Below are 19,975 nucleotides of genomic sequence, written 5' to 3'. Positions count from 1 at the left end.
CGTATCCTTTAGGAGGGAAATTCAGTGATTTCAGTCAATGATTTTAAAACAGGATTAACCGTAGAAGTGGATGGCGATATTTTTACCGTTTTGGATTTTCAGCATGTTAAGCCAGGTAAAGGCGCCGCATTCGTACGCTCCAAATTGAAGAACTTGCGCAACGGCAACACGGTGGAGAAAACATTCCGTGCCGGTGAAACGATCGGACGCGCGCAAATTGACAACCGCGGCGTGCAGTACCTGTATGCAAGCGGACAGGAGCATGTGTTCATGGATAACGAAACCTATGACCAGTTCAGCTTGACCAGTGAGCAGCTGGAATGGGAACTGAATTTCCTGAAGGAAAACATGAATGTTAACATCATCAGCTATCAGGGAGAAATTCTCGGGATCAACCTGCCGAACAGCGTCGAGCTGAAGGTAGTGGAAACCGAGCCGGGAATTAAAGGCAACACAGCGACAGGCGCTACAAAAAATGCGAAGGTGGAAACAGGCCTCAATGTGCAAGTTCCGCTGTTCATCAATGAAGGCGATGTGCTTCTGATCGATACCCGTGAAGGAAAATACATCTCCCGCGCATAAGGCTGGCTTATTAGGCGAAACGATCTAATCGCCCCGCCTCTGCCAATATCTTCTGTTGCAACGCGACTCCTGTACGTCAAGTACGGGAGTTTTTTATATTTTCTAGATTGAAGGGCGCTCAGAGCGGCATTTCTTTCAGACGAAAGCCTTGACGGAGGGTGTTACTTTCGTATTATACTGTTTTAAAGTGAGAAACCATGAACCAATGCACTGGTACATACTGATTATCATGTGGGGAGTGAAAGAGGCATTGTCATTGTACGTTATGAAATTCGGAGGCAGCTCTGTAGGCGATACAGAACGCATGAAGCGCGTGGCCGGACGAATTGTAGAGAAACAGGATGAAGGCCATCAGTGCGTTGTTGTTGTATCCGCGATGGGGGATACCACCGACGATCTGATTGATCAAGCTAAACTATTAAACGAGAACCCGCCCGCACGGGAAATGGATATGCTGTTAACGACCGGAGAGCAGATCTCGATCTCGCTTCTCTCGATGGCGATTCATAGTCTAGGGCGCAAAGCTGTATCCTTTACGGGATGGCAGGCCGGATTCCGGACGGAAGCCGTCCACGGCAAAGCCCGTATTACCGATATATCCCCGGAGCGCGTGCACAAGGCGCTGAATGACGGAAATATTGTCATCGTTGCCGGCTTCCAGGGGATGTCGGAAGAAGGCGAAATCACGACCCTCGGCCGCGGAGGCTCGGATACGACCGCGGTGGCGCTGGCTGCAGCGATTTCGGCCGATGTGTGTGAAATCTATACGGATGTGGACGGGGTATACTCTACCGATCCGCGCGTAGTAAAATGCGCACGGAAGCTCCCTGAGATTTCATACGATGAAATGCTGGAGCTGGCGAACCTTGGGGCAGCGGTGCTTCATCCCCGAGCAGTTGAATACGCCAAACACAATCAAGTGAAGCTTGTTGTTAGATCAAGCTTTAATCATAACGAGGGAACGGTTGTTAAGGAGGAAACGAGCATGGAACAAGGTGTAGTGGTCAGCGGTATCGCATTCGACAAGAACGTTGCCAGAATCAGCATTATGGGTGTTGCCGATACCCCTGGCATTCTGGCGCAGGTGTTCGGCGAACTGGCCAAAGAAGGGATCGACGTGGATATCATCGTACAAAGCGGTGTCCAAAACGGGGAAGCAGACTTTTCCTTCACCGTATCCCTGCATGACCGGGAGCGTGCTTTGTCCGTCATCGAACGGATCCGTGGCGAGCTTCCGTACCGCGACGTAACCTCCGAGGACAATCTGGTGAAGGTATCGATCGTCGGCGCGGGCATGGTAAGCCACCCTGGCGTTGCCGCCCAAATGTTCGACGTGATCTCCCGTCAAGGGGTCAGCATTAAGATGGTCAGCACCTCCGAGATCAAAGTATCCTGCGTGATTGACGGAAGCAATCTCGAAGGCGTCGTTCAAGCACTTCATACGGCGTATGGACTGGACACCGACCAGCAGGCAAGCGTCGGAGGCCCGCAGGTTCGCCGCTAAGTTCATATCATTCTAGTTCGGTTCATAGAGCAAAGACTGTCTCAAGGGCAAATGCCCGGGGGCAGTCTTTTTTTTGTTGTGAGATTCGTGTCTATGAAATAAAAAAATAGAGATAAATTCGGGGATGAATGCATATTTTTAATCATCACGCAATGGAAGAAGGAGGGAGAACTTCATGTTGGACAAGTTCGTCGCCAGCATGGCAACGCTTCGGCTGTTCTCGGGCAGCCTCGAGATCGTTGCTGCGATTGTCATGCTGCGGCTGAATCAAGTAGATAAAGCGCTCGCCGTCAATTCCGCGCTAGCGTTTACCGGCCCGCTCATTCTGATCCTAACCACGACAATCGGGCTTGTAGGTATGGCGGATAAGCTGTCATGGGGGAAGATCGGCTGGATATTGTGCGGGGTTGCCTGCCTCTTATACGGAATCTTAAAAAAATGATAGATTCCCGTCATAAATGCAGGGTACAAGCATACACATGGGATAAGAAATCTTTTTAACAGAAGGCAGATTTTCAAAAAAGGACAACTTGGGGGAAATTGATATGACACTGAATTGGCTGGGGCTGTTTCCCGAATCCGTCAAACGAATGCTGCTGAACCTGCCGAGTGAGCTGCTGGAGCATGTGGAGGAGGTGCGAATCCGGGAAGAGCGTCCCCTCGAAATCAATTCGCAGGGCAGATACCACTTCCTGGATCGAAACGGCGGATTGACGCTGCGGCCGGAGGAGGCGTACAAGCCAACACGGGAGGATACACACAGGCTGCTGGATCTGATCAGTAATCATTCCCTTTACACGATGGAAGAGGAGCTGCGGAAAGGATTCATAACGATCCCCGGCGGGCACCGGGTCGGGCTGGCGGGGCGGACGGTTCTCAGCGGAGGGAAAGTGGAGCATATTCGGGATATCAGCGGCTTTAATGTTCGGATTGCCAAAGAGATCCGCGGGGCGGCCGACGAGATGCTTCCGCATTTGCTGGACCGCAAACGCAAGCGTGTCATGCATACTCTGATTCTTTCTCCTCCTCAGCATGGAAAGACGACGCTGCTTCGGGATCTGGCCCGGCAAATCAGCTATGGCCAGTGGGGGGCAGGGACCGTTCGATGGCCTGGCATGAAAGTGGGCATTGTGGACGAACGCTCCGAAATCGCCGGCTGCCAGCGGGGGGTTCCCGGGTTCGATGTCGGTCCCAGGACGGACGTGCTGGACGGTTGCCCCAAAGCAGAGGGCATGATGATGATGATCAGGTCCATGTCGCCGGACGTTCTCATTGTGGACGAGATCGGCCGGGCCGAGGATGCGGAGGCAGTTGTTGAGGCGCTCCATGCCGGCATAAGCGTCATCGCCACGGCTCACGGCTCTTCCGTCCAGGACATGCGGGGACGTCCTGCTCTGTCGGGACTGATCGAGAATCGAATGTTTGAAATGTACGCGGTTCTCAGCCGCACCGGGGATGCAAGGTCGTTCAAGCTTTATGACGGAGGGCAGCGAACGCTTCAGTCCGCTGCCAGCGGTCCGCCTGGCGGTGATGCCTATGCTTAAACTGGTAGGTGCTTTGCTCGTCATTGGTGCAGGAACGCTCGCAGGCTTCTATCAGGCCCAGCAGTTTGCGGTCAGACCAAGGCAGCTGCGGGAGCTGATACTGGCGCTCCAGCGGCTTGAAACCGAGATCAGCTATGGCTTTACGCCGCTTCCGGATGCACTGGAACGAATCAGCGCCTCTCTCCGGGATCCACTGAAATCCTTGTTCGCCCAAGCCGCGCAGTATATGAGGCCGGATTATGGCTTATCGGCAGAGGACAGCATACGCAAGGCTCTGGAGGATTACTGGAAGCGGACTTCCATGAAAAACGCCGAGAGGGAAGTGATGGAACAGCTCGGCGGCGTACTTGGCACCAGTGACAGGCAGGACCAGATGAAGCATATTGCGCTGGCCGCCCAGCAGCTGAAGCATGAAGAAGAGGCGGCAAGGGATGACCAGGCGAAATATGAAAAGATGAGCAAAAGTCTGGGGCTGTTAATTGGAGCATTGATCGTCATTTTGATCTTTTAGCGAGGTGCCAAGGAAATGAACATTGAAGTCAACGCCATCTTCCAGATCGCCGGGATCGGCATCATCATCGCCATGATTCATACGGTCCTGAAACAGATGGGCAAAGAGGATATGGCACACTGGGTGACTCTCATCGGTTTTGTGGTGGTGCTGTTTATGGTCGTAAGGCTGCTCGATGATCTGCTTAAGGAAATCAAAAGTATTTTTCTATTCCAGTAGGTGGACCTTTATGGAAATTATCCAGGTGGTAGGCCTCGGTCTTATCGCTACCGTACTGATTCTGGTCGTCAAGGACCAGAAGCCGTTATTTGCCTTCCTGCTCGCCGTGGCGACCTCCGTCATGATCTTCCTGTTCCTGATCGGAAAGATCGGCGACGTGATCCGGATGCTGGAGGATTTGGCCGAGAACTCCGGCGTCCAGATGATCTATCTCAAAACGGTGCTGAAGATTATCGGGATAGCCTACATCGCTGAAATGGGGGCGCAAATCGTAAGGGATGCCGGTCAGGAATCGATCGCTTCCAAAATAGAACTGGCGGGAAAAGTGCTCATATTGGTACTCGCTGTACCGATTATCGGGATCATCATCGAGACGGTCCTGAAGCTCCTCCCGGCATGATTAGGGAGGGAGGGGCGTGGCACATGCAGGATCATCGAGGAGAACCGGTTTATACAGGCTGATCGTAATGCAGCTCATGCTGCTGGTGTCCGGCATGTTCATAAGCATCGCCCCTGCAGCCGCTGCCGAAAATCCTGCCGGGGACTTGGTAACGGAGCAAACGGAGCAGCTTCCGACCGAGCAGGTGGAGAAATATTGGGAGCAATTGATGAAGGATTACGGCGGATTCTTTCCCGAGGGCAGGACGCCGTCCCTGATGGAAATGCTTCTTCCGGGCGGCGATGGCTTCAGCTTTAAAGGCATCATGTCCGGCCTTGGAAAGTATCTCTGGCACGAGGTGCTGTATAACGGAAAGCTGCTAGTAACGATCATCATGCTGAGTATCATGAGCTTGATCCTGGAAAACTTGCAGACGGCCTTTGAGAAGGGCACCGTGAGCCGGGTAGCGTACACGATCTGCTACATGGTTGTGCTGGTCATTGCGGTCAACAGCTTCAGCGTCGCGATCGGCTACGCCAAAGACGCGATCACCGGCATGATCGACTTCATGATGGCGATGCTGCCGCTGCTCTTTGCCCTCATGGCATCGATGGGCAATGTGGTGACCGTCTCGGTCGCGCATCCCTTGGTGATCTTCATGGTACATACGGTGGGAACCTTGATTAGAACGATCGTATTTCCGCTGCTCTTCTTCTCGGCACTTCTGCACTTGGTCAGCTCGCTGTCCGTAAAGTACAAGCTGACCCAGCTTGGCAATCTGCTCCGGGGCATCGCGATGGGCTTCCTGGGCGTCATGCTGACCGTCTTCCTCGGCGTCATCTCGGTGCAGGGCATCACGAGCTCCGTGACGGACGGGGTCACGATCCGAACGGCCAAGTACGTAACCGGCAACTTCGTTCCGGTGGTGGGAAAAATGTTCGCGGATGCGACAGATACCGTAATCTCGGCATCGCTGCTCGTTAAAAATTCAATCGGTCTGGCAGGGGTCATCATCATCTTGTTTCTCTGCGCATTTCCGGCGATCAAGATTTTGACCCTTGCCCTGATCTACAATCTGGCGGCAGCCGTCATGCAGCCGCTGGGCGACACGCCGATCACAACCTGCCTGCAGGCGATCGGCAAGACGCTGCTGTACGTATTCGCCGCACTGGCTGCCGTGAGCATGATGTTTTTCCTGGCGATTACGATTCTGCTTACCGCAGGCAATATAACGGTCATGATGCGGTGACGACGGGCTTGCCGGCCAAGGTAAGGGGGGATGATCGATGGACTGGCTTTCGGATTGGCTCAAAAATGTCATCATGGTCGTGCTCTTCGCCGCTTTCGTAGACCTGATTCTTCCGGGGAAAGCACTCGAGAGATACGCGCGACTGGTTCTGAGCCTGATCATCCTACTTACGCTGCTCAGCCCGATCATCCGCTTGCTGACAGACCCGCCGGAACAACGGCTGGCCCAGGAACTGGAGCGGCAGGAAAAAGGGCTCCCGCAGGAGATGCAGCTGGAATCCATTCTGGCCCAAGCCGAGAAGCTGAAGGATGTGCAGCAGAGCCAGAGCCTGGAGTGGGCCGGCAGCGAGCTTGCCCGCGTCATGAAAGAGGAAATCGCAGCCGAGACGGGAGAAGCGGTACAAGAGGTTGAGGTCGTGCTGGCAGCAACCCGGGCGGAGGACGACTCGTATACGGGAGCGGATATCCGCTCCGTGGATGTGAAGCTAAGCGGACCATCGGATGCTGCCGTTTCCGAAGAGGGCTCCGGGGCGAAAGAGCCGATTGGGATAACCCCTGTCGAATCGATTGAAGTAAATTTAGAGTCCGGCACAACGGATAACAATGGCAGTCAAGCGCCGTCTCAAGGGCGCGAGGCTGCAAGCAAAGAATACAAAGCACGAGAGGAACAGATCGTCAAATACATCAGCCAGAGATGGGATCTTAGCCCGGATCTGATTACGATACATTTGCCGGAGCATGGGCAGGATGACAAAAAGTTATAACGGAGGTGAGGATGATGGGAAAATGGCTGAAGCGGCTTGAACAGTGGCTTGGCGGCGGCGCCGGCGGAGCCAAAAAAATGCAGACCTTCCGCTGGCTGATTATACTCGGTCTCATCGGCGTCGCAATCATGCTGTTCAACTCCTTCGTCAATGTAAAGAAGCTGGATCATGAAAATATCGGCCGCGAGCCGCCGGAATCCGCGGCCGTATCGACCGGACAGGGCAGCGAGCCCGCCGGCGGAAGCAGCGAGTTTGAGAGCATCGAGCAGGATTTCGAGATGCGGACGCGGACGATGCTGGAGCAAATCGTTGGGGTTGGTGCCGTGGATGTGATGGTCACCGTGGAATCCACGGAGGAGCTTGTCGTTCAGAAGGACATCAAGGACACCCAGGAGCTGACCGAGGAGACCGATGCCAACGGCGGCAGGCGCCATGTCACGAGCTATCAGCGCGACGGGCAGATCGTGACTTATGATTCATCCGGTAAAGAGACGCCGATCGTCACTAAGCGGATTAAACCGCAGGTTCGGGGCGTGCTCGTCGTAGCCAAGGGAGCAGAGAACGAGATCGTCAAGAACTTGATCGTGGATGCCATCCAGCGGGGGCTGAATGTACCGTCCCACCGCATATCGGTTGTCCCGCGAAAGCAGTAGCAGTGTTTTACCGCCCGAATGAGCAACTCATACGAGGCTCAAAACCAAGGCTTTTTATTCCAAAGGAGGATACGTTCAAATGAATAACAAAAGACAAACCATATGGTTGGTTTCGATGCTGAGTTTAATGGTGATCCTGTCAGCGTACTATCTGTTCACGGATGAATCCGGCACGAAAGCGCCGCCTGTCGCCGAAAGCACGCAGGTTGACGGCCAGAAGCCTGCAGCCGGCCAAGGCGCAAACGGCACAAGCGACGAGCTGGTTGTAAACGAAGTGATCGAGGAAGGAACCGACGGAGATTCCGGCGCGAACGAGCAGAATGCCGAGAGCACGGACACTGGAGCACAGACCGGCAGCGAAGATCCGGCTAAAGCGGCACAGGGAGATCAAGGCAAAGAAGGAGAGCAAGGCAAAGAAGGAGAGCAAGGCAAGCAAGGAGAGCAGGAGCAAGCCGGAACCAAGGACAGCGCGGAAGAGCCTAAGGTAACGGAGACCAAAGAGGGTGAACAGGCGCCTGCGGAAACAAGCAGCACGCAAGGGGGCAAAACCGAGCAGGAGGTGCTGGAGGAAGTAGCGGCCCAAGCCTCCTCGGCGCGAGCTCAGCTGGATGCCTATAAGCTGGACCGGGAACAGAAGAACATGAAATTATATGACGATTTGATTTCGAAGATCGACAACCATGAGAGCAAGCCGGAGGAGACGGCACAGGCTTCCGAGCAATTGAAAGAAGCGGAGGAAAAAGAGGAGATCATTCTCAACATCGAGGCGCAGCTGCAGCAGCAATTCGGCAATGCCGTCGTTAAAGAAGAGAGCGAGAAATACAATGTCGTCGTGCTCAGCGACAAGCTTGACGCCAAAGGCGCCGCCGATATCGTCGGTCTCGTCATGAAAGAGCTGAAAGTAACGCAGGATAAGGTTACGGTTCAATATGTTGCCCCGTAAAAGCATCCGCTGTTTTTCAACATAAATCACCTTTATACGATAAACATTGCGGAGTCCGGGATTTCCCTGGACTCTTTCTATTTCGCTCGATTGTGATATAATACTCTAAGCTATCGACTGACTGTCCGAATCAGGGCTTCTACAGAAAGTGAAGGAGTGAACGACTGATCATGTTTAAATTAAACGAGATTAAAGAGCTTATTAAGCTGGTGGATGAAACATCCGTACATGAATTGGAAATTGAAAATGAAGGCACGCGTTTGTCCATTAAGAAGCCGAACCCTGCCGAAGCCGTTATTCAGCAAGTAGCGCCGCAAGCCTACATTCCTGCGCCGCAAGCCATGGCACCGCAAGCTGTACAGCAGCAGGCCACGGTCAACCAGGCTCCTGCCGCGGCAGCGCCACAGGAAGCAGCGGAGGTTAACAGCTCATTACATAAGATCGTATCACCGATGGTAGGGACCTTCTATCGCGCCCCTTCCCCTGAAGCGCCTTCTTTCGTCAGCCCCGGGGACAAGGTAACGGAGAAGACAACGGTCTGCATCATTGAGGCGATGAAGCTGATGAACGAGCTGGAGGCCGAGGTTAAAGGGGAGATCGTCGAAGTCCTCGTCGAGAACGGCCAGCTGGTCGAGTTCGGGCAGCCACTGTTCCTGGTGAAGCCGGAGTAGTGCACGCTGTACTCGCCATGAGCGGGAGTCTTATGAGTCCGAAGGAGGTTACTTCATGACATTTCAAAAAGTCTTAATCGCGAACCGCGGCGAAATTGCAGTCCGCATCATCCGCGCATGCCGGGAGCTTGGCATCTCGACGGTGGCGGTATATTCCGAGCCTGATCGGGACTCTCTGCATGTTCGCCTTGCCGATGAAGCTTACTGCATCGGTCCGACGTTATCGAAGGACAGCTATCTGAACTTTACGAATATTATGAGCGTGGCGACATTGACCGAATGCGATGCCATCCATCCGGGATACGGCTTCCTTGCCGAGAATGCCGACTTCGCCGAAATCTGCGAATCCTGCAACATCACCTTTATCGGTCCGTCTGCCGATGCCATTAACCGCATGGGTGACAAGGCGGTTGCCAAGCAGACGATGAAGGATGCCGGCGTACCGGTTATCCCTGGCTCAGACGGGCTGATCGAGGATTTGAACGAAGCGATTATGCTGGCCCGTGATATCGGCTATCCTGTTATTATCAAAGCCACCGCAGGCGGCGGAGGCAAGGGCATCCGGATCGCCGAGGACGAGGAAGCGCTGATTAAGCAGATTACGACGGCCCAGCAGGAAGCGCAGAAAGCCTTCGGCAATGCCGGCGTTTACCTGGAGAAATATTTGACGGGCATGAAGCACGTCGAAATCCAAATTATTGCGGACAAGCACGGGAACGCGGTCCATCTCGGAGAGCGCGATTGTTCCGTTCAGCGCCGGAGACAGAAGCTTGTTGAGGAAGCGCCTTGTCCGGTGATTACGGAAGAAGTACGTACCCGGATGGGAGAAGCCGCCGTGCGCGCAGCCAAGGCGGTCCAATACTCCGGAGCGGGTACGCTGGAGTTCTTGCTCGGTCCGGACGGGCAGTTCTATTTCATGGAAATGAATACGCGGATCCAGGTGGAGCATCCGGTAACCGAGATGGTAACCGGAGTTGACTTGATTCAGGAGATGATCTCGGTTGCTGAAGGGAATCCGCTCAGCTTCACCCAAGAGGATATCGTCATCAACGGATGGTCGATCGAATGCCGGATCAATGCCGAGAATCCTGACAAAGGCTTTATGCCGGCACCGGGTACGATTCAATTCTACCTTCCGCCGGGAGGACCTGGCGTGCGCGTGGACAGCGGGGCTTATCCGGGCTATACCATTTCGCCGTATTACGATTCCATGATCGCGAAGCTGATCGTATGGGCGCCGACTCGGAACGAAGCGATTGCGAAGATGAAGCGCGCGCTTTCCGAATTCGAGATTGAAGGCATTTATTCCACCATTCCGTTCCACCAAAAACTGATGAACCATCCAACCTTTATCAAAGGCGATTTCGATATTAAGTTTTTGGAAGAAAATGAGGTATAAATCGTTTGGCCAAGTTTGTCATAAACTTGGCCGAATGGTATAGTATGAGTAATAAGAGCGCATGCCTCAAGCAGTCCCTCGAGCATCCGCAAACTTATTCCCGAAAGGTGTGTTGAGACTATGGCTGAGACATTGCCAACTACAGAATTTGAACGTACGGATATCGGTGAGATTCAGATTGCGCCGGAAGTCATTGAAGTTATCGCAGGGCTTGCAACGGTGGAAGTCCGCGGGGTTGCAGGAATGAGCGGCGGCTTTGCCGGCGGCATCGCTGAGCTGCTTGGCCGGAAAAATCTGTCCAAAGGCGTCAAGGTAGAAGTCGGACAACGCGAAGCGGCTGTTGATGTATCCGTTATCGTTGAGTACGGACATCGTCTTCCGGAAGTAGCGGGTGAAATCCAGCGCAACGTGAAGCGGTCCATTGAGAATATGACAGGTCTTACCGTCGTTGAGGTCAATGTACATATTCATGATGTTCATTTCATGAAGACAAGCGAGAAGAACGACGATCTGGATCTGGTGCAGCGCGTGAAATAAAATGGATCATTTCATAGCCCCCGGCAGCAATGTCGAGGGTTTAATCTAATTTAAGGAGGCTGTGCGGGTCGTGGCCAAAATCATGGACAGACTTCTGCTGTTTATATACAGCTTGAGTATCGGTGTTATATCTGTAGTTGCCATCCTCCTGTTAAGCGGTGCTGTTCCGTACCATTTGACGTTTGCCCAGGAGCAGCAGCTCGTTCTGGCGGGGATTATCATTGCTGCCGTATTGTTTCTCCTCAGCATCCGGTTCTTTTACATTTCGGTACGTCGCGACCGTTCCACGCTGAATTCGATTGATCAGCGAACGGAGTTTGGAGACATTCAGATTTCGGTGGAAACGATTGAAAATCTGTGCCTGAAGGCAGCTTCCAAGGTGCGAAGTGTAAAGGATCTGAAGTCCCGAATCAAGGTGTCCCAATCGGGGCTTGAGATTGCGATCCGTGCCGTGGTGGACGGCGAGGAATCCATTCCTGCGCTGACGACCGAGGTGCAGAAGCAGGTGCATGATTTCGTTGAAGAGACGACGGGAATACCAGTCTCGTCCGTATCCGTATATATCGCTAACGTGGTTCAGGCGCCTAGCTTTAAGAGCCGCGTGGAATAGAGGTGAATTTCCCAAATGCCTTGGAAAGAAATATGGGAGAGTCACAGAGGGCGGATCTTCGGTGTCGCCGGCGGTCTTGTGTGCGGACTGATTTATCTATTATCCGGTTTTTGGGATATGCTGTTCTTTGCATTAGTGGTATTTATCGGCTATACGTTTGGCAAACGCAAGGATTTGAACCAAGGCTCCATCTTCCACTTTCAGGAATGGGGGCGCTGGTTGTCCGAGCGTTGGCGGCCGTTTAAATGAACCCTGTGATATGCTTCTTTCGGCAAAAAAGCTAAAGGACAGGTTAATGATGCCTTTTTTGCAGAAAGCAGCGGTTCACAGGTTTTTTTATTGTGAGGATTTTGGTGAAGATCTAAAGTACAATCAGCAATATATAAAGAGTTTAACGGTTTAGCTCGTCTATATATTGCTTTCATAAGCTGCTGAAAATCGAGTTTTGCAAAAGACTGGTCAAAACTTTATGGAAAATTGATAATACTAATCAGAAAAATGGATTCAGGCAGGGTCCACAGGAGGAACAAAATGAAAAGACGTGTAGCTAGGGAGATCGCCGTTCAAAGCCTGTATCAGATGGAAATGAACGAAGTCGACAGCCTGGAGGCTGTATCGATGCTGCTCTCGGAGGCGGCCGAAGAGAATGAGACGGAGCGAGTGATCGGCGACGAGGTTCAGATGAAGGAGTATGTGCTGCAGCTGGTCAACGGGACATGGAATTCCAGGGAAACGATTGACCAGCTGCTCGCTCATTACTTAAAAGGCTGGCAGGTTAGCCGCCTTTCCCGCGTGGATCGCCAGATTCTCCGTCTGGCTGTGTACGAGCTCGGATACCGCGATGACGTGCCCGGTAAGGTGGCCGTCAATGAAGCGATCGAGCTATCGAAGCATTTCGGTACCGAGGAATCGGGTAAATTCGTAAACGGCGTATTGGGCCGGATTATCCAGGAGCTGGATCAAGTCAAAGCGAAGTTGCAACAATCATAATTCTACGCCCAGGATGGCAGGCGGATCATTCAATCATAGTGAGGAGAGATTAGGATGACAGCAGCAACGATCATTAATGGTAAACAGATATCCGAAGAAATTCGCGAAGGGATCGCGCTGGAGGTGCAGCAGCTGTCGAAACAGGGCGTGCGCCCGGGCTTGGCGGTTGTGCTGGTGGGTGACGATCCGGCTTCCCATGTTTATGTCCGAAATAAGGAAAAGGCGTGCCACGATCTCGGCTTTTATTCCGAGGTGCACCGGCTTCCTGCCGATTCCAGCCAGGAAGAGGTGCTAGCTCTGGTGGACAAGCTGAATAAGCAGTCGTCCATTCACGGGATTCTTGTTCAGCTTCCGCTCCCCGGTCATATTCAAGAGAAGGCGGTAATTGATGCGATTGCCGTTGAAAAAGATGTGGACGGGTTCCATCCGGTCAATGTGGGCAACCTGGTCATCGGGGACGACAGTCTGCTGCCATGTACCCCGGCGGGCGTCATTGAGCTGATCAAACGGACAGGCGTCGAAATTTCGGGCAAGCATGCCGTCGTTATCGGCAGATCCAATATTGTGGGCAAGCCGGTATCGCTGCTGCTGCAGCGGGAAAACGCCACCGTGACGATGTGCCATTCGAGAACGAGCAACATGCCGGAAATCGCGAAGCAGGCCGATATTTTGGTCGTTGCCATCGGCCGGGCGAATATGATTGACGCCAGCTATGTCAAGCCGGGCGCCGTCATTATCGACGTCGGCATGAACCGTCTGGAGAACGGCAAGCTGGCGGGAGACGTTGATTTTGCGAGCGTGAAGGAGATCTCGGGTCCGATTACGCCAGTTCCCGGAGGCGTCGGTCCGATGACCATCACGATGCTGATGAAGAATACGCTGCTGGCCGCCAAACGGCTGAGCGGAATTGAATAATATGAAATCCGTGGATCCGGGACGCGTCCTGTCCGTTAAGGATTTGAACCGATATATTCGAATGAAAATGGAAGGCGACTCCAGGCTGTCCGACGTCTGGATTCGCGGGGAGATTTCGAATTTTACGCATCATTCCAGCGGACATATGTATTTTACGTTGAAGGATGAAGGCAGCCGAATCCGGGCGATCATGTTTGCGAGCCATAATCAGCGCTTGCCGTTTATCCCGAGAGAAGGCTCGAGGGTGATAGCCAGAGGCAATGTCTCCGTCTATGAGCGGGACGGTCAATATCAGTTCTATGCCATTCAGATGCAGCCGGACGGAATCGGCAGCCTGTATCTCGCTTACGAGCAGCTCAAGTCAAAGCTGGAGGAAGAGGGCTTGTTTTCGCAGGAGCTTAAACGCCCGCTTCCGAGCTATCCCAAGACGATCGGTGTGATAACCTCACCGACCGGGGCAGCTGTTCGCGATATTATAACAACGATTCAGAGACGGTATCCGCAGGCGACTGTACAGCTGTACCCGGTCCTGGTTCAGGGAAAGTCGGCAGCACCCTCCATTGTTAAGGGAATCCGTGCGATGAACGAGCTTGGCGAAGCGGATGTGCTCATTGTCGGCCGGGGCGGAGGCTCGCTGGAGGAGCTATGGGCATTCAACGAGGAGATCGTCGCCAGAGCGATCCATCAATCGAATATTCCGGTGATCTCGGCTGTCGGCCATGAGACGGATTTTACGATCGCCGATTTTGTAGCCGATGTGCGTGCAGCGACGCCGACAGCGGCTGCGGAGCTTGCAGTTCCGAGCCGCGCGGAGCTGAAGGGACAGATTGTGCAGCGCCAGCGGCAGCTGAATCAAGGGCTTCAGCAGCGGCTTCAGCGAAGCCGGGAGCGCCTTGCGAGACTTCAGCGCTCGCCGGTGCTGAACCATCCTCGCCGCTACATGCTGCAGCATGCCGAGCGCTTGGACATGCTCTCCTACCGATTGCAAGGAACGCTCAAATCGCAGCTGTCGCTCTACCGTCAGCGCCAGCGGTCGCTGCATCAGGGATTGATCAGATCCAATCCGCGCGCCCAGGTCGAGCAGGCATCGCTGCGGAAGGAGCAGGCGAAACGCCGCCTGATGCTTGCCATGCAATCGATCCGCAAAGCCAAGCTGTCCCAGCTGCAGACGGAGATCCGCCATCTGGATGCGCTTAGTCCGCTTAAGATCATGTCCCGAGGGTACAGCCTGGTTTATGATGAGCAGGAACAGAAGCTGATCAAATCAGTGGAAGATGTGCAGCTCGGCGATTTGGTTCAAGTGAGGGTCAATGATGGCCGGCTGCAGTGTCAAGTGTGGGGAATAAAGGAGGATGAAGAACGTGTCTAGTGAGGCAAAAGACTTGATGGAGATCAGCTTTGAAGAGGCGATGGCACAGCTGGAGCAGATCGTCGAGCAGCTGGAGGACGGGGACGTCCCTTTGGAGAAGGCGATCGACTTGTTCCAGCAAGGGATGAAGCTGTCTCAAATGTGCAGTCAAAAGCTGGAGCAGGTTGAACAGAAAATCGAGATGATTGTCGAAGAAGGCGGGGAGCTCAAGCGCAAGCCCTTCGGCGGCGCACTTGATGAGACAGGTGAATTGAGTGAATAATAGACTTCCTTTTCAGCAATATATGAATGACATCTGTGACAGGCTGGACAGCGAGCTTACGGCCCTTTTTCCGGAGGGATGGAAAGTTCCTGAAACCCTTCATCGATCGATGACGTATTCCTTAATGGCAGGCGGAAAGCGTCTGCGTCCGCTGCTGGTCATCGCGGCTTGCGAAGCAGCCGGCGGAAGCAGAGAAGCGGCTCTGCCGGTGGCGTGCGCCGTTGAGATGGTGCATACATATTCGCTCATCCATGACGATTTGCCTGCGATGGACGATGATGATTTCCGGCGGGGGAAGCCTACGAATCATAAAGTGTTCGGTGAAGCAGCGGCGATTCTGGCGGGCGATGCGCTGCTGACGCATGCTTTTTACAGCATTGTGCAGTCCTCGCGCAAGCACGGGATTCCTGCCGATCGGGTGCTGTCGATTGTGGAGGACCTTGCGGAATATGCCGGGCCCCGGGGAATGGTTGGCGGCCAAGTGGCCGATATGGAAGGAGAGCAGGGATTAACCAGCCTTGAGCAGCTGGAGTATATTCATCTGCATAAGACAAGCGATCTGATCATGTTCTCCCTCATGGCTGGAGGACGGGTAGCAGGCTGTTCAGAAGCCCAGATCGATTCGCTTCGCTCCTTCGGCAAGCATATCGGGCTGGCCTTCCAAATCCAGGACGATATCCTCGACTTGATCGGCGATGAGGCCAAGCTTGGCAAGCCGACGCAAAGCGATGTGAAGCAGGAGAAGGTGACCTATCCGTTTTTTATCGGCTTGGAAGCCTCCAAGCGGGAGGTTGAGCGTCTGACCGCCGAAGCGAAGAGCGCCATTTCCGAAGGGAATTTTCCGGACCCGTCCAGACTGCATGAAATTGCAGACTTTCTCTTGGCTCGGGACCACTAGAGCGGGGTTACTTGCACACCGATTATTTGTGATATAATGTCTTTAAATGGCTGATGATAGCGCAGCCTTTCATGGTTTATGAATTGCTAACTTTACTTTATCAAGGAAAGCGGGGAGATTCTTCGTGCTGCTTCCAAATATCAAACATCCCAACCAACTGAAAAAACTGTCGGTGGACGAACTTGAGGACCTGGCGGTGCAAATCCGTCAGTTTCTGATTGAAAAGCTGTCCGTGACCGGCGGTCATCTTGCACCGAATCTGGGAGTGGTTGAACTCACGCTGGCCTTGCACTATTGCTTTGACAGCCCTCGTGACAAGATGATTTTTGACGTGGGCCATCAAGCCTATGTCCATAAGATATTGACGGGACGGATGGATAAATTCGACACCTTGCGTAAATACAAGGGCTTGTGCGGTTTTGTGAAACGTGCGGAAAGCGAGCATGACGTCTGGGAAGCCGGCCACAGCAGCACTTCCCTCTCGGCAGCGATGGGCATGGCGATGGCGCGGGATTTGAAAGGCGACAACAACCGGGTAATCGCGCTCATCGGCGATGGCGCCCTTACGGGCGGGATGGCGTTTGAGGCCCTGAATCATATCGGCCATGAGCGGAAGAAGCTGATGGTCATCCTGAACGATAATGAAATGTCGATTGCTCCGAACGTCGGGGCGATGCATAACTATTTGAGCAAAATCCGCTCGGACCGCTATTATTTGCGGGCGAAGGACGAGGTCGAGATGCTGCTCAAGAAAATTCCGGCGATCGGCGGCAAGCTGGCGAAGACCGCGGAGAAAATGAAGGACAGCCTCAAATATATGATGGTTCCCGGCGTTTTGTTCGAGGAGCTTGGATTTACGTATTTGGGACCTGTGGACGGTCATGATTTGAGCAAGCTGATCGATACGCTGCAGCAGGCCGACAATGTCGACGGGCCGGTGCTGATTCATGCGGTAACCACCAAGGGCAAAGGCTACCGTCCTGCCGAATCGGATTCCCATAAGTGGCACGGCATCACGCCGTACAAGATCGAATCCGGCCAAGTGCTGAAAGCGGTAGGCAATCCGATGTATACGGAAGTGTTCGGACAAACGCTCGTTGAGCTCGGCGAACAGGATGAGCGCATCGTTGCGGTCACGCCGGCAATGCCGGGCGGCTCGGGCTTGATTCCGTTCGGCAAGAAGTTCCCGGACCGGATGATCGATGTCGGCATTGCCGAGCAGCATGCGGCGACGCTTTGTGCCGCACTGGCCATGGAAGGCTTGAAGCCGGTATTTGCGGTATATTCCACCTTCATGCAGCGGGCATACGACCAGATCGTCCACGATATCTGCCGCCACAATGCCAACGTGATGTTCGCCATCGACCGTGCGGGCTTTGTCGGCGCTGACGGCGAGACCCATCAAGGGGTGTACGATGTGGCCTTTATGCGCCATATTCCGAACATCGTCATCATGATGCCGAAGGACGAGAATGAGCTTCGCCATATGATGAAGACGGCGCTTGACTATAACGACGGGCCGATCGCCTATCGCTATCCGCGGAACAATGTCCGCGGCGTTCCGTTGGATCCGAAGCTCAAGCCGATCCCGATCGGTACATGGGAAACAGTCCGCCGCGGCGAGGGCTACGCGATTTTGGCGGCCGGTCCAATGGTGCAGCTGGCCGAAGAAGCGGCCGATCTGCTTAAGCGGGAGGGCATTTCCGTTGAGGTTGTGAATGCGCGTTTCTTGAAGCCGCTTGACGGCGATATGCTGAAGAAGCTGGCGGCGTCCGGAACGAGCATGATCGTTCTGGAGGAGGTTTCGCAGGCCGGCAGCCTTGGCAGCAGCGTGCTGGAGTACTTTGCCGAGCAAGGTATTCATGACGCGGTTGTCTCGTTAATGGGGATTGAGGACAGGTTCATTGAGCACGGCAGCATCCAAGAGCAGCGGGAAGAGGTCGGATTGACGCTGGAGGCGGTATGCAACGAAATCCGCAGTCTCAAAACTGCTCGTACGGCTACGCTCGGGAAGAGAAGTTTTACGTCTTAGAAACCATCAGGAGTGTTTTATGGAATCATCTCACAAGGAACGTGTTGATGTCCTGCTTGTGGAGCAGGGATATTATGATAGCAGGGAGAAAGCCAAGTCTGCCATTATGGCGGGTCTGGTCTATGCCGGAACCGAGCGAATCGAGAAAGCCGGCATGAAAATCCCGCGTACGACGGAGCTGAAAGTAAAGGGCTCTGTGCATCCTTATGTAAGCCGGGGAGGTCTTAAGCTTGAGAAGGCGATCTCTCATTTCGGTCTCGATATGAAGGGCAGAACGATGCTGGATATCGGCTCATCCACCGGCGGTTTTACCGATTGTGCGCTTCAGCATGGAGCCAGCTACGTCTATGCGATCGATGTCGGATACAATCAGCTCGATTGGTCGCTCCGGAACGATGAACGTGTATGCGTCATGGAGCGGACGAATTTCCGCTACATGACACCCGAGGATCTGAAAGGCCCCCGGCCGGATATCGCCAGCATCGATGTATCTTTTATTTCGCTGCGTATCATTTTGCCGACGCTCAAGACGCTTCTGGACAGACCCGGAGATGTGGCAGCTTTAATCAAGCCGCAATTCGAGGCAGGACGGGAGAAGGTCGGTAAATCCGGTGTTGTCCGAGACCCCAAAGTACACAAGGAAGTTTTAACGCAGGTGCTTCATTTTGCTGAAGATATCGGATTCAGGCTGAACAATCTGACCTTCTCGCCCATCACGGGCGGCGAAGGCAATATTGAATTCCTGGCCCACTGGCGGCTTGAGCCGGAGGACGCGGCTGAAACGGAAGAACCGGTTCAGCACATGGATCATGCCGAGCTGGATCAATGGATCGACAGCATTGTTAAGCAAGCAGCTCATACATTCACGGGAAACTCATCGAAATGATGGGTTTCTTTTGCTGAAAAAGAGGAATTTATGTTCCCATCCGCGAATATCAAAATTCGAGGTGAGAGGATGAATGAGCGTTATGATGGATTGTTGATGGTGCTGCTTGGCATCGTGATCGTGCTCTTGATCGGCTACAGGGTCAACCGCTGGCTGATGTCACCGCAGCCCGACCTGCTCCCGGGAATCCCGATCAATGACCGCATTCCGGATCACCCAGTCATTGGGTTGCTTGAACAGGAAGGATATGAGGTTGTCGGGGGTAAAGTAAAGGTAAATCTGTCGTTTGACACGGGACACAAGCCGATTCGCAGCAGACTATTCATTGATTACGTCGCATCCGGCAGCAACGGGGAGCTGTATATGGTTAAACTGGCACGTGAACGGATGCCGGTGGACTGGACAGGGGCGGGTATCCGGGATCGGCTGATGCCTTACCTGCTGCTGTACCCGGAGTGTGCCGGGCTCCTGTATGTAGATATGAACGAGCAGGAAGTGCACCGACTCACCATGGATTGGTCCGATGAGGAATGGAATGGAAATGACGAATACAACACCTAAATTTCGGGAGGCTCTTACGAATATGAAGGGACAACGCCATATTAAAATCAGGGATATCATTACCCACCAGGACATCGAAACGCAGGACGAGCTGGTTGATGCTCTCCGTGCCGAGGGTTTTCAGGTGACGCAGGCTACGATATCCAGAGATATTAAGGAATTGCTGCTGATCAAGGTACCGACCGATGACGGAAGGTATAAATATTCGATGCCTACGGATCAGCGTTATAATCCGGTGCAGAAGCTGAAGCGGGCGCTGGTGGATAATTTCGTATATATTGACCGGGCCGGCAATCTGGTTGTGATGAAATGCTTGCCGGGCACCGCAAACTCGGTAGCCGTGCTCCTTGACAATATGGAGTGGAGCCAGATCATGGGCACGATATGCGGGGATGACACCATTTTGCTGATTTGCCGCACGGAGGAGGACGGAGAACACGTTGTATCTCAGATCAAAAGCTATATCTCTTAAGATTGGTTTTCGCGAGGCATACATCC

At 53.5% G+C, this 19,975-nt stretch carries 25 protein-coding genes; all 25 read left to right on the top strand.

Annotated features, from left to right (window positions below):
* Positions 1-24: 24 nt before the first annotated feature.
* Positions 25-582 (top strand): elongation factor P, encoded by a 558-nt coding sequence (efp, locus tag NSQ46_RS19680; RefSeq protein ID WP_007129710.1) that lies wholly within the window; start codon positions 25-27, stop codon positions 580-582.
* A 250-nt stretch (positions 583-832) separates the two neighbouring features.
* The gene (locus tag NSQ46_RS19675; RefSeq protein ID WP_028403693.1) at positions 833-2,086 is read left to right on the top strand and encodes an aspartate kinase; all 1,254 of its coding nucleotides are present in this window, start codon (positions 833-835) and stop codon (positions 2,084-2,086) included.
* Positions 2,087-2,261: 175 nt separating this feature from the next.
* The gene (locus tag NSQ46_RS19670; RefSeq protein WP_007129712.1) at positions 2,262-2,528 is read left to right on the top strand and encodes a YqhV family protein; all 267 of its coding nucleotides are present in this window, start codon (positions 2,262-2,264) and stop codon (positions 2,526-2,528) included.
* A gap of 103 nt (positions 2,529-2,631) precedes the next feature.
* Positions 2,632-3,630 (top strand): stage III sporulation protein AA, encoded by a 999-nt coding sequence (spoIIIAA, locus tag NSQ46_RS19665; RefSeq protein WP_007129713.1) that lies wholly within the window; start codon positions 2,632-2,634, stop codon positions 3,628-3,630.
* Entirely contained in the window at positions 3,623-4,141 is a 519-nt protein-coding gene (gene spoIIIAB, locus NSQ46_RS19660) for a stage III sporulation protein SpoIIIAB (RefSeq protein WP_007129714.1), read from the top strand. Before spoIIIAA ends, spoIIIAB begins: the two co-directional genes overlap by 8 nt.
* Positions 4,142-4,156: 15 nt before the next feature.
* Positions 4,157-4,360, top strand: coding sequence for a stage III sporulation protein AC (spoIIIAC, locus tag NSQ46_RS19655; protein ID WP_007129715.1), 204 nt, complete (start codon positions 4,157-4,159; stop codon positions 4,358-4,360).
* A gap of 10 nt (positions 4,361-4,370) precedes the next feature.
* On the top strand, positions 4,371-4,760 hold the full coding sequence (gene spoIIIAD, locus NSQ46_RS19650) for a stage III sporulation protein AD (protein ID WP_007129716.1): 390 nt from the start codon (positions 4,371-4,373) through the stop codon (positions 4,758-4,760).
* A gap of 67 nt (positions 4,761-4,827) precedes the next feature.
* The gene (gene spoIIIAE / locus NSQ46_RS19645) at positions 4,828-5,988 is read left to right on the top strand and encodes a stage III sporulation protein AE (RefSeq protein ID WP_050954025.1); all 1,161 of its coding nucleotides are present in this window, start codon (positions 4,828-4,830) and stop codon (positions 5,986-5,988) included.
* A 37-nt stretch (positions 5,989-6,025) separates the two neighbouring features.
* Positions 6,026-6,751, top strand: a complete 726-nt coding sequence (gene spoIIIAF, locus NSQ46_RS19640; RefSeq protein ID WP_007129718.1) for a stage III sporulation protein AF — start codon at positions 6,026-6,028, stop codon at positions 6,749-6,751.
* Between the two features lie 14 nt (positions 6,752-6,765).
* Positions 6,766-7,404 carry a stage III sporulation protein AG gene (gene spoIIIAG / locus NSQ46_RS19635; RefSeq protein ID WP_007129719.1) on the top strand — a complete coding sequence of 213 codons (639 nt, stop codon included), beginning with the start codon at positions 6,766-6,768 and terminating at the stop codon, positions 7,402-7,404.
* 79 nt (positions 7,405-7,483) lie between these two features.
* Positions 7,484-8,347 carry a SpoIIIAH-like family protein gene (locus NSQ46_RS19630; protein ID WP_007129720.1) on the top strand — a complete coding sequence of 288 codons (864 nt, stop codon included), beginning with the start codon at positions 7,484-7,486 and terminating at the stop codon, positions 8,345-8,347.
* A gap of 170 nt (positions 8,348-8,517) precedes the next feature.
* Positions 8,518-9,018, top strand: coding sequence for an acetyl-CoA carboxylase biotin carboxyl carrier protein (gene accB / locus NSQ46_RS19625; RefSeq protein ID WP_007129721.1), 501 nt, complete (start codon positions 8,518-8,520; stop codon positions 9,016-9,018).
* 55 nt (positions 9,019-9,073) lie between these two features.
* Positions 9,074-10,417 carry an acetyl-CoA carboxylase biotin carboxylase subunit gene (accC, locus tag NSQ46_RS19620; protein WP_007129722.1) on the top strand — a complete coding sequence of 448 codons (1,344 nt, stop codon included), beginning with the start codon at positions 9,074-9,076 and terminating at the stop codon, positions 10,415-10,417.
* A 120-nt stretch (positions 10,418-10,537) separates the two neighbouring features.
* Complete coding sequence (locus NSQ46_RS19615) at positions 10,538-10,954, top strand: Asp23/Gls24 family envelope stress response protein (RefSeq protein ID WP_007129723.1); 417 nt, start codon at positions 10,538-10,540, stop codon at positions 10,952-10,954.
* A gap of 70 nt (positions 10,955-11,024) precedes the next feature.
* Positions 11,025-11,564 (top strand): alkaline shock response membrane anchor protein AmaP, encoded by a 540-nt coding sequence (gene amaP, locus NSQ46_RS19610; RefSeq protein ID WP_007129724.1) that lies wholly within the window; start codon positions 11,025-11,027, stop codon positions 11,562-11,564.
* A gap of 15 nt (positions 11,565-11,579) precedes the next feature.
* The gene (locus NSQ46_RS19605) at positions 11,580-11,813 is read left to right on the top strand and encodes a DUF2273 domain-containing protein (RefSeq protein ID WP_007129725.1); all 234 of its coding nucleotides are present in this window, start codon (positions 11,580-11,582) and stop codon (positions 11,811-11,813) included.
* Positions 11,814-12,095: 282 nt separating this feature from the next.
* Entirely contained in the window at positions 12,096-12,554 is a 459-nt protein-coding gene (gene nusB, locus NSQ46_RS19600) for a transcription antitermination factor NusB (RefSeq protein WP_007129726.1), read from the top strand.
* A 54-nt stretch (positions 12,555-12,608) separates the two neighbouring features.
* Positions 12,609-13,469, top strand: a complete 861-nt coding sequence (gene folD / locus NSQ46_RS19595; RefSeq protein WP_007129727.1) for a bifunctional methylenetetrahydrofolate dehydrogenase/methenyltetrahydrofolate cyclohydrolase FolD — start codon at positions 12,609-12,611, stop codon at positions 13,467-13,469.
* Position 13,470: 1 nt separating this feature from the next.
* Positions 13,471-14,838 (top strand): exodeoxyribonuclease VII large subunit, encoded by a 1,368-nt coding sequence (gene xseA, locus NSQ46_RS19590; protein WP_007129728.1) that lies wholly within the window; start codon positions 13,471-13,473, stop codon positions 14,836-14,838.
* A 16-nt stretch (positions 14,839-14,854) separates the two neighbouring features.
* Positions 14,855-15,100: an exodeoxyribonuclease VII small subunit gene (xseB, locus tag NSQ46_RS19585; RefSeq protein WP_040738546.1), complete on the top strand. Its 246-nt coding sequence runs from the start codon at positions 14,855-14,857 to the stop codon at positions 15,098-15,100.
* A 22-nt stretch (positions 15,101-15,122) separates the two neighbouring features.
* Positions 15,123-15,998 (top strand): polyprenyl synthetase family protein, encoded by an 876-nt coding sequence (locus NSQ46_RS19580; RefSeq protein ID WP_186311077.1) that lies wholly within the window; start codon positions 15,123-15,125, stop codon positions 15,996-15,998.
* Between the two features lie 124 nt (positions 15,999-16,122).
* Positions 16,123-18,030 (top strand): 1-deoxy-D-xylulose-5-phosphate synthase, encoded by a 1,908-nt coding sequence (dxs, locus tag NSQ46_RS19575; protein ID WP_342574438.1) that lies wholly within the window; start codon positions 16,123-16,125, stop codon positions 18,028-18,030.
* A 19-nt stretch (positions 18,031-18,049) separates the two neighbouring features.
* Positions 18,050-18,916, top strand: a complete 867-nt coding sequence (locus tag NSQ46_RS19570) for a TlyA family RNA methyltransferase (RefSeq protein WP_007129732.1) — start codon at positions 18,050-18,052, stop codon at positions 18,914-18,916.
* Positions 18,917-18,985: 69 nt separating this feature from the next.
* On the top strand, positions 18,986-19,477 hold the full coding sequence (locus NSQ46_RS19565; RefSeq protein WP_007129733.1) for a hypothetical protein: 492 nt from the start codon (positions 18,986-18,988) through the stop codon (positions 19,475-19,477).
* Positions 19,478-19,499: 22 nt separating this feature from the next.
* Positions 19,500-19,949, top strand: coding sequence for a transcriptional regulator ArgR (gene argR / locus NSQ46_RS19560; protein WP_007129734.1), 450 nt, complete (start codon positions 19,500-19,502; stop codon positions 19,947-19,949).
* The last annotated feature ends 26 nt before the right edge of the window (positions 19,950-19,975 follow it).

This window comes from Paenibacillus sp. FSL M8-0142 (assembly GCF_038597315.1).
Classification (GTDB): domain Bacteria; phylum Bacillota; class Bacilli; order Paenibacillales; family Paenibacillaceae; genus Paenibacillus_AQ; species Paenibacillus_AQ lactis.
This window is presented reverse-complemented; position numbering and strand designations above follow the sequence as displayed.

Coding starts and splice junctions, on each gene's coding strand:
- NSQ46_RS19670 (WP_007129712.1), top strand. CDS start 2,262: ATGTTGGACAAGTTCGTCGCCAGCATGGCAACGCTTCGGCTGTTCTCG.
- spoIIIAA (WP_007129713.1), top strand. CDS start 2,632: ATGACACTGAATTGGCTGGGGCTGTTTCCCGAATCCGTCAAACGAATG.
- spoIIIAB (WP_007129714.1), top strand. CDS start 3,623: ATGCTTAAACTGGTAGGTGCTTTGCTCGTCATTGGTGCAGGAACGCTC.
- spoIIIAC (WP_007129715.1), top strand. CDS start 4,157: ATGAACATTGAAGTCAACGCCATCTTCCAGATCGCCGGGATCGGCATC.
- spoIIIAD (WP_007129716.1), top strand. CDS start 4,371: ATGGAAATTATCCAGGTGGTAGGCCTCGGTCTTATCGCTACCGTACTG.
- spoIIIAE (WP_050954025.1), top strand. CDS start 4,828: ATGCAGCTCATGCTGCTGGTGTCCGGCATGTTCATAAGCATCGCCCCT.
- spoIIIAF (WP_007129718.1), top strand. CDS start 6,026: ATGGACTGGCTTTCGGATTGGCTCAAAAATGTCATCATGGTCGTGCTC.
- spoIIIAG (WP_007129719.1), top strand. CDS start 6,766: ATGGGAAAATGGCTGAAGCGGCTTGAACAGTGGCTTGGCGGCGGCGCC.
- NSQ46_RS19630 (WP_007129720.1), top strand. CDS start 7,484: ATGAATAACAAAAGACAAACCATATGGTTGGTTTCGATGCTGAGTTTA.
- accB (WP_007129721.1), top strand. CDS start 8,518: ATGTTTAAATTAAACGAGATTAAAGAGCTTATTAAGCTGGTGGATGAA.
- accC (WP_007129722.1), top strand. CDS start 9,074: ATGACATTTCAAAAAGTCTTAATCGCGAACCGCGGCGAAATTGCAGTC.
- NSQ46_RS19615 (WP_007129723.1), top strand. CDS start 10,538: ATGGCTGAGACATTGCCAACTACAGAATTTGAACGTACGGATATCGGT.
- NSQ46_RS19605 (WP_007129725.1), top strand. CDS start 11,580: ATGCCTTGGAAAGAAATATGGGAGAGTCACAGAGGGCGGATCTTCGGT.
- nusB (WP_007129726.1), top strand. CDS start 12,096: ATGAAAAGACGTGTAGCTAGGGAGATCGCCGTTCAAAGCCTGTATCAG.
- folD (WP_007129727.1), top strand. CDS start 12,609: ATGACAGCAGCAACGATCATTAATGGTAAACAGATATCCGAAGAAATT.
- xseA (WP_007129728.1), top strand. CDS start 13,471: ATGAAATCCGTGGATCCGGGACGCGTCCTGTCCGTTAAGGATTTGAAC.
- xseB (WP_040738546.1), top strand. CDS start 14,855: ATGGAGATCAGCTTTGAAGAGGCGATGGCACAGCTGGAGCAGATCGTC.
- NSQ46_RS19580 (WP_186311077.1), top strand. CDS start 15,123: ATGAATGACATCTGTGACAGGCTGGACAGCGAGCTTACGGCCCTTTTT.
- NSQ46_RS19570 (WP_007129732.1), top strand. CDS start 18,050: ATGGAATCATCTCACAAGGAACGTGTTGATGTCCTGCTTGTGGAGCAG.
- NSQ46_RS19565 (WP_007129733.1), top strand. CDS start 18,986: ATGAATGAGCGTTATGATGGATTGTTGATGGTGCTGCTTGGCATCGTG.
- argR (WP_007129734.1), top strand. CDS start 19,500: ATGAAGGGACAACGCCATATTAAAATCAGGGATATCATTACCCACCAG.